An 8,593-nucleotide genomic window follows, 5' to 3' on the forward strand; every position below is an offset into this window, starting at 1 on the left:
GGGACAGCCACGTCAGGCCGGGGCGGGGGCCTCCGCGGGGCGCTTGAACATCCGGGTCGCGGTGATCTCGCCGTGGACGGCCGGACCGTCCGGGTCCTGCGGGGCGGGCAGGCCGGGGCGCAGGTGCTCCTCCACCGAGATGTACTTGAGCCCCGCCCGCAGGTCGGCGTCGTTGCGCAGCCGGATGACCAGCGGGAACTCGGCCAGCGCGGTGGTGTCGAACAGGCCGGTGGTGTAGATCAGCTGGACGCCGAGCGCATCGGCGACCGCCCGCTGCAGCTCCAGCAGGTAGGTGGCGTTGGCACGGCCGATCGGGTTGTCCAGGAAGAGCGTGCCGGCGTGCCGCAGCTGGGACTGGCCCCGGTCGTTGGCGCGCAGCGCGGCCATCGTGCAGTACAGCGCGATGGCCGCGGTGAGCAGCTGCCCGCCGGAGAAGACGTCGGACATCTGGCCGACACCGACCCGCTCGGCCCGCAGTACCGCGTCCGGCTTGAGGATCTCCACGCTCACGCCGCGCGGGCCGATCGCGGCGGCGACACCGCGCAGCAGCAGGGACATGCCGTCGCGGCGCAGGTCGCTGTTCTTCTTGACGGCGGCGCGGGTCGCTTCGTCGATCACCTCGCCCAGGCGCTCGACCAGGGTGGCGTGGTCCGGGTCCTCGAAGCGGATCCGGAGGAACTCCTGGCCGGACCACTCCCCCAGACCTTCGGGCAGCCGGGAGAGCCGCTGGGCGGCGCGCAGGGTGGTGAGCGAGGACTCGACCAGACCGCGCAGCCGGTCGACGATCGAGCCGCGGTTGCGCTCCAGCTGGGCGAGCTCGTCGGTGAGTACCCGCAGCCGGGGGGCGAAGGCGGTGGCCCAGGCGGCGGCGTGGTCGGGCAGGGCGGCGGCGGGCAGTTCGCGGATCTGCTGGCGGGCCGGGGTGCGGACGGCCTCGTAGCGGGCCGCGTTGGCGTGCCGGACGAGGGCGTCGGAGGCGTCGCGGACGGCGAGTTCGGCGGAGGACAGCTCGCCGGTGGCGGTGCGCAGGGCGCGACGGGCGTCGGTGGCGGCGGTGCGGGCGTCGGCGAGCGGGCCGAGGTAGGGCTCGACCTGGCGGCCGTCCTCGTCCTGGTGCTCGCGCAGGCCGTCGCGCAGCTGCCCGGCGTGCTCGTCGAAGTCGGCGGCGGCGGCCTGCGCGGCGTCGAAGGTGCGCTGCAGGTCCGTGTGGGCGGTGCGGGCGGTGTCGACGCTCTCGCGGCGCTCGGCCAGCCGGGTGGTGGCGGTGCGCAGCAGGGCCTGGGCGTGCTCGGGGTCGGCCGGGACGAGGTCCTCCGGCAGCTCGGTGTGGACCTCGCCGTCGGCGGGCGCCGAGCGCTCGGCCTCGCCGCGCAGCCGGCCGAGCTGCTCACTGGCGGCGGCGGAGCGGGCCTCGATGGTGGCGACCAGCTCCTCCGCACGGGCGGCGGCGGCCTGGCGGGCCGGGCCGTCGGCGCCGTCGGGGCTGCCCAGCAGCTCCTCGGCGCGGGTGCGGACCTTGTTGGTGAGACGGTCCAGCTCGGTCGCGGCGGCGGCCTCGTCACCCTCGGCGCGGGCCTGCTCGGCGCGCAGGTCGGCGCCGACGCCGACCTTCTCGTAGAGCTGGGAGGCCGCGCGGTAGGCCTCGCGCAGGGCGGGCAGCGCGGCGGGGGCGGCGCCCCCGGGCTCGTCGGCCTGCTCGGCGGCGGGGATCTCGGCGCGCTCGGCGCGCAGGGTGCGGGCGGTGCGGCGGGCGTCGTCGGCGGCGCGCTGGGCGGCGCGGCGGTCCTCGTCGCAGGTACGGGCACGCTCGGCGCACTGGGCCTGGCGGCGGTCGCACTCGGTCGCGTCCTCGGCGAGTTCGCGCAGGCTCCGCGTCCAGCCGGCGCGCTCGCGCAGCCGGAAGGCCAGGCCCGCGAGGGCGTCGGCGCGGCGCCGGGCCTGCTGGGCGGCCTCGCGCTGTTCCTCGTGCGCGTAGGCCGCGGCGGCGTGGTCGGTCTCGGCCTCGTCGTGGTCGGCGCGCAGGGTGGCGAGCGCGGCGGCGGCCTGCTCGGCGTGCTCGCGGGCGGCCTCGGCGGCGGCGGCCAGCTCGGCGAGGGTGCCCGGCGGGCAGCTCGCGTGCCAGGAGGCGAGGCGGGCGGCGAGGGCGCGGTCGCCGCCGAGGCGGGCGGCCAGCTCGCGGATGTGCTCCTCGCGGGCGGTGGCGCGGGAGCGCAGCTCGCAGCGCTCGCCGTCGGCGGCCGTCTCGTCGTGCATGGCCGGGTTCGGCGGGACGAGGAAGAACGCGGGCTCGTCGGTGATCGGCGCGATCAGCGCGGCGGCCGCGCCGACGGCGACGGTGGAGCGCGGCAGCAGCGCGGCGGCCCGCAGCGTCTCGCGGGCCCGGTCGAGCGAGTGGGGGTCGGTGATCACCACGCCGTCGACCAGTTCGGGCCGGGCGGCGAGGATCGCCTCGTGGTCCGCCGGGTCGACCGACTGGGCGAGGTAGCGCCAGCCGGGCAGGGCGGGGATGCCGTGCTCGGCGAGGTACTCGACGGTGGCGAGCACGTCCGGGCCGGGCGGCAGCAGGCCGCCGTCGCCGAGCGCGGCCAGGATCCGGGAGTCGTCGGCGGCCGCGGTGCGCAGATCGAACAGGGTGCGCTCGGCGGAGGCGATGGCCTCGTCGAGCAGCTCGCGCAGCGCCTCGGCGGAGCGGTCCAGGACGGCCGGGGTGAGGAAGCCGGCCGCCTCGTCGGCGTCCGACCCGTCCTCGCTCCACTCGGTGGAGGCGGGGGTGAGGGAGAGCAGGTCGGCCAGCCGCGGCTCGGTGGCGAGCAGGGCGGCGGTGCGCCGCTCGGTGGCGAGCGCCTGGGCGGCGGCCTTGCGGGCGTCGGTGGCGCGGGCCTCGGCGAGCTCGGCACGGCCGGTGGCGGCGGCGGCCTCGCGCAGCCGGGCGGCGGCGCCCTCGGCGACCGCCCGGGCCTGCGCGAGGGCGGCGGCGGCGGTCTTCTCCACATCGGCGGCGTACAGGGCGGCGCGGGCCGGGTCGGGCTCGGCACTGCCGGGGTCGATCCAGCCGGCCTCGACCGCGGCGGCGGTCTCCTGCTCGACCTCGGCGAGGCGCTGGCGCAGGTGGTCGGACTCGCTGCGGGCCTTCTGCGCGGCGGTGGCTGCCTCGGTGGCGTCGGACTGGGCCTTGGCGCCGTCCGTCTGGAGCTCGCCGGCGCGCTGCTCCTCGGTGTCGGCGCGGTCCTCGGCGGCCGCGGCCGCGCTCTCCAGGGCGCGGGCCAGCGCGGCGGCGGCCCGGGCGCGGGCGGCGAGCGCGGGGGCGGCGTCGAGTTCGGCCTCGCGGATCGCGGCGGCGACCCGGGACACCCGGTCGGCGGCGGCGCGCTGGCGCAGCACGGTCTCGGCGGCCTGCCAGGCGGCGTGCAGGGTGCGGGCCTCGATGAGTTCGCGGCGCAGTGCGCCGGCCTCGGTGGTGGCCGCGGCCAGCCCGAGGGTGGCGTGCCGGTGGGTCAGCTCGGCGGTGATCAGGGTGTGCCGGGTGCGGTCGGCCTCGGCGGCGGTGACGGCGCTCGCGGCGGCGGCGACCTCGATCGCGAGGTCCTGGGCGCGGTCGCGTTCCGCGGCGGCGCGCGAGGTCAGGGCGTGGGCGAGGCGGCGGGTGCGGCGCTCGGCGGTGCGGTGCGCCTCGCGGACGCCCTCGCGGGCGACGGTGGCCTCGGCGATGCGCTCCAGCAGCTCCAGCGAGCCGGCGGTGAAGTCGCGCTCGGCGCCGAGCTCGGAGCGGCGGCCGAGCTTGGCGGCGAAGCCGTGGACGAGGTCGGCCAGGCCGTCGGTGTCCCGGGTGTCGGTGACGGCGCGCAGCAGCAGGTCGGTGAAGTCGCTGTCGTGCTTGACCGCGAACAGGCCGGCGGCCTCGCCCTCGTCGGCGTTCATCTCGCGCTGGTAGCGGAAGAGTTCGGGGTCGAGGCCGAGCTCCCCGAGGTGCTCCGTCCAGCGGTCGTGGCCGTCCTCGAAGACCAGGTCGAGGTGCGGGTGCGCCTTGCCGGCCTCGGTGAGGGCGTCCCGGAAGCCCTTCATGGTGCGGCGGCGGCCGCGGGCCTTCTGGTCGCCGGCCAGGCTGACCCGTTCGGCGACCGGCAGCGAGTCCAGCGTCAGACCGGGCCCGGGGCGGAAGGAGTACCAGGTCTCGGCGAACTTGCGCGGGTCGGAGGAGACCTGGCGGCCGCGCCACTCGCTGACCTTGCCCACCACGATCGGCTCACCGGTGACGGTGTGCTGCCACTCCAGGGCGACGTGGCCGCAGTCGTCGGCCAGCAGGAACTTGCGCAGCACGCCGGAGCTGGCACCGCCGAGGGTGTTGCGGTGGCCGGGGAGCATCACCGAGAAGATCAGCTTGAGCAGGACGGACTTGCCGCCGCCGTTCTCCAGGAAGAGCACGCCGGCGGGGGCGGGCCGGCGGATCGGGCCGTCCGGCTCCTCACCGAACAGGCCGATCTGCTGGGGGGCCGGGTCGGAGACGGGCTCACCCACGCCGCGCAGGTCGAGCACCGTGTCGGCGTAGCGGGCGCCGGCCGGTCCGATCGAGTACAGGCGGACCCGGTTGAGCTCGTACATGTGCGGCGGTTCTCCAGTGCGGGTGGGTCAGGAGTGCATGGGTCGGGACTGCGGTGGCGCGGGTGGCCCGTCCTGGGTGGACGACCGCCCCGGGTGGGGGCCCGGGGTCAGAGCGAGTGGAACGGCAGGCCGGCGTCGGCGACCAGCTCGTCGCCGGTGTCCGGGGGCAGCAGGCTCGCGCTGCCGTCGGAGACCGGGACGATGCCGAGGTCGAGCAGCTCGGCCATCGCGGCGCTGCCGGCCAGGTCACGGACCTGGAGCTGGTAGCGGGCGGTGGTGCGGTAGGTACCGCCGGCGTCGTCCGAGGTCTTCTGCAGGAAGCCGGAGTCGACCAGGAACATCACGGCCTTGGCGACGATGCCGATGGTGGAGCCGGACAGCCGGCGGGCGTCCTTGGTGGCGCCGGTGGCGGTGCGCCGGGCCCAGACCCGCCAGGCGGCCTCCAGGCCGGGGGCGTCGCTCTGCGGGTCGGTGTTGGCGCCGTCGGCCTCGGCCTGCTCCTCCAGCCGGCGGCAGGCCTGGCGGACGAAGGCGTCGACGCCGTTGACGGTGATCCGGCCGAGGTAACCGTCGTCGGCGAGGTCCTCGGGCCGGGGGAAGGCCATCGCGGCGACGGCGAGGTGGGCCAGGCCGTGCAGGAAGCGGTCGGTCGACTCGGAGGCGGCGCGGCGCGAGTAGTCGCCCATCCGGACGGCGAAGACGGAGTCCTCGGCGGCGGCGACGGCCATGCCGGCGCGCGGCGAGACCTCCAGGACGACCAGGCCCATCCCGGTGGCGACGGCGTCGGCGAGGCGGGCGAAGGGCGGGTCCTCGCGGTGGCGGCGGACGAGGTCCGCGTACTCCGCGTCGCGGGCGGGGAGCAGCTTGGCCTGCAGGCCGAAGGAGACCAGCCGGGCGGCGTCGGCGACATCGGCCGGGGTGATCGCGGCCGGGGCGGCGGGCTCGGTCTCGGGCGCCCAGGACGTGTCGTGGTGGGTCGTCACGGGCGGTGCTCCTCGGGGGTGTCGCCACTGGTGCGGGTGGTGGCGGTGCGGCGGGTGGGGCCGGGACGGGTGGCGGGTGGGCCGACCGCGCCGGCGGCGGCGGGGCGGGGCGCCGACGCGGGCCCGGCGGTCGGTGGGCGGCGGCGCCGGGGTCGGACCGGCTGTCGGGTCGTCAACTGGCGTCCTTGCGGTCGGCCGCCATCCCGGCGGCGTCGAGCAGGGCGCTGCCGACGATGAGGTCGGCGCCGCCGAACTGCTCGTCCCGCAGCACGGTGCCGTCGTCCACGGCGAACAGCAGGCGCTCCTCGCCCTGGCGGTAGGCGGTGCCGACCGGCGGGCTGGCGGCGTGGACGGCCAGCAGGGCGACCAGGTACGCCAAGTCCGGGCCGCCCTGCCCGCGGGCCTCGGCGAGCAGACCGGAGAGCCGGCGCGGCGCGTCCGGCGGCAGGTCGAGCAGCAGCAGCGCGGCCTCCAGCTGGTCCTCCGAGAACCGGCTGTCGTCGGGGGTGGCGACGAGGTCCGGGTCGGGCAGCTCGGCGCCCAGGTGCTCGCGCTCGACCGGCGGCGTGAGCAGCAGGTCGACCAGGTCGGCGACCCGGACCGAGACCGGCGTGCGCAGACCGGTGCCCCGGGCGAAGAACGCGCCGGTGGGCCCGACGGCCTGCTCGACCGGCAGCCGGAGCACGGGGGCGAGCAACTGCCCGTAGAGGTCGATGCCGCTGCGGGCGCCGGGGGCGGCGAAGGCCTGGCGGTCCTGCTCGGCACGGAACAGCGGGCCGGCCTCCAGCAGGCGGGTCTGCAGCTGGGTGTGGCGGCGGATGCAGTCCTTGACGATGTCGACCAGCTCGGCGGCGCGGCGCTTGTGCTCGGGCTCCTCCGCCTCGTCGCGGGCCTTGCGGATGTTGGTGAGAATCGCGTTCTCGTGCCGGTAGCGGTCGGCGATGTGGTCGAGCGCCTCGTCGATCAGATCGGGGATGGCCTGCATCCAGTCGACGGCGCGGACGTTGCGCCGGGTGGCGTCCAGGGCCCGGCGCAGCGTCTCGGCGTACTGGACGGTGCGGTAGCGGGCCTGCTCGGCGGCGAGCTGGGCGTCGGCCAGCCTCCCGCGCCGGATCAGCACCTCCAGCTTGACCTCGGCGGCGATCTGCGCGGAGGTGACGTCCGTGTCGAGCGCGCCGACCAGGACGTTGACCGCCTCGTCGGTGGTGCGCAGGTAGACGCCGCCGTCGGGGCCGGGCACCTCCTCGATCAGCTTGAAGTCGTAGTCGCGGCGGACGTACGCGCCGTCCTGGCCGAAGGTGCCGTAGACGGCGCGGAAACCGCGGTCGACGCTGCCGACGTTGATCAGCGACTCCAGCACCCAGCGGGCGACCCGCTCGTGCTCGGCGGTCGGCCGGGTGGCGGCCTGGGCGACGACCCGGGGCAGCAGCCGGGCGAGCACTATCTCGCGGTCGGCCCCGGTGTCGAAGTCCATGTTGAGGGTGACCAGGTCGATCGCGGCGAGGCCGACCTCGGCCATCGCGTAGCCGCCGTACTCGCCGGCCAGCATGCCCTTGCGGCCGTCCAGGTCGTGCAGCGGGGCCGTGCAGGCCAGCGCCTTGAGCCGGCGGGCCAGGCCCTCGTCGGCGGCGGGGCCGGGCGCGGGCCGCGCGGCGGCGGCGGGCCCGGCGGGCGGCCGGAGCCCGGACTCGGTGGACGGGTCAGCGATGGCGGTCACGGTGGACAAGATTAGAGGTAGGCACCGACATCGACCGAAACGGACCTTTCGGACGGGTCGCAGAGGCGTTCGAAGCATGGTCATGAGAACCGGCTTTCGGGAAACCACCCGCGCGACGAAGCCGGCACCGCAATGATGCCTCATATGATCATCAGACTGGTACGAGGCGGCCTGACCGCCGCCCTGGCCGTGGCCACGCTCACCGCCGGCACCGTCGCGGCCCAGGCCGCGGCCACCGCCGCACCCGTCGCCGCGGCCACCGCCCGCACGGCGGTCGCCGGCCCGAATGTCAGCGTGACCCAAGCCGGCAACTACCCGATCTTCCCGGTCGACAGCACCAACTTCTCGGTGACCTGGACCTCCACGGGCACCGCGGACCTCACCGGGACCACCCACCTCACCGTCGAACTGCCGCCCGGCCTGACCACCAACGGCGCGTCGATCACCTCGTTCCCCGACTACACCTTCACCGAGACGGTCTCGCCCGACGGCCGCCGGCTGGACGCCTGGTTCACCGGCAACCGGGCTCCGGGGCGCAGCGAGTTCATGAAGGTCTACGTGGCCTCCCACGGCACCAGGCCGAGCGGGACGATCAAGGTCACGGCCGCGAACCTTAACGACGCCGACCCGTCCGACAACGTCTCGACCTACCTGCTCGGCAGCGGCCCGCAGGCCCCGGTCACCCAGGCCGCCCCGGTGGTGACCGGCATCGGCACGGTGACCGGCCCCGGCGCGGGCGGCACCGCCGTCACGCTGACCGGCACCAACCTGGACAACGGCTTCGTCCTGTTCGGCGACACCGTCGCCACCGGCAGTTGCACCAGCACCGGCTGCGCCGTCACCGCCCCCGGCGGCAGCGGCAGCACACCGGTGACCGTGGTCACCCCGGGCGGCGCCGCGGCCGCGCCCGCCGCGTTCGACTACACCGGCGCGGCTCCCCCGGCGCCGGCCGCCCCGGTGGTCACCGGTCTGACCACCACCTCCGGGCCGGCCGCCGGCGGCACCACGGTCTACGTCCAGGGCAGCGGGCTGGCCTCCGGCACCGTGCTCTTCGGCGGGGTGCCGGCCACCCGTCACTCCTGTGGCCCGACGGTCTGCTCGGCGACCGCCCCGGCGGGCACCGGCGTGGTCGACGTGACGGTGACCACCGCCGGCGGGACCAGCGCGACCGGCGCGGGCGACCGGTACACGTACACCGCCTGAGCTTGACGTTTAACCTCGGCGGGCCTGGTGTTCCTTGATCGACTCGGCGCGTTTGACCGTTTTGCCGACGTCGTGGTGCTTGGCGCGTTGC

The 8,593-nt window shown here is 76.4% G+C and carries 4 protein-coding genes; 1 reads left to right on the forward strand and 3 read right to left on the reverse strand.

The features are described from left to right. Positions 1-12: 12 nt before the first annotated feature. The 3 genes from ACIQTO_RS37335 to ACIQTO_RS37345 form a co-directional block, all read right to left on the reverse strand. A complete protein-coding gene (locus tag ACIQTO_RS37335) occupies positions 13-4,599 on the reverse strand; it encodes a hypothetical protein (protein ID WP_402398000.1) in 4,587 nt (1,528 codons plus the stop codon). Between the two features lie 107 nt (positions 4,600-4,706). Then, complete coding sequence (locus ACIQTO_RS37340) at positions 4,707-5,582, reverse strand: hypothetical protein (RefSeq protein ID WP_402398002.1); 876 nt, start codon at positions 5,580-5,582, stop codon at positions 4,707-4,709. Between the two features lie 172 nt (positions 5,583-5,754). Beyond that, complete coding sequence (locus ACIQTO_RS37345) at positions 5,755-7,299, reverse strand: hypothetical protein (protein WP_402398004.1); 1,545 nt, start codon at positions 7,297-7,299, stop codon at positions 5,755-5,757. A 144-nt stretch (positions 7,300-7,443) separates the two neighbouring features. Between ACIQTO_RS37345 and ACIQTO_RS37350 the strand changes: the two genes are divergently transcribed. Further along, positions 7,444-8,502 carry an IPT/TIG domain-containing protein gene (locus ACIQTO_RS37350; protein ID WP_402398006.1) on the forward strand — a complete coding sequence of 353 codons (1,059 nt, stop codon included), beginning with the start codon at positions 7,444-7,446 and terminating at the stop codon, positions 8,500-8,502. The last annotated feature ends 91 nt before the right edge of the window (positions 8,503-8,593 follow it).

This window comes from Kitasatospora sp. NPDC091207, from assembly GCF_044768625.1.
GTDB lineage: Bacteria > Actinomycetota > Actinomycetes > Streptomycetales > Streptomycetaceae > Kitasatospora.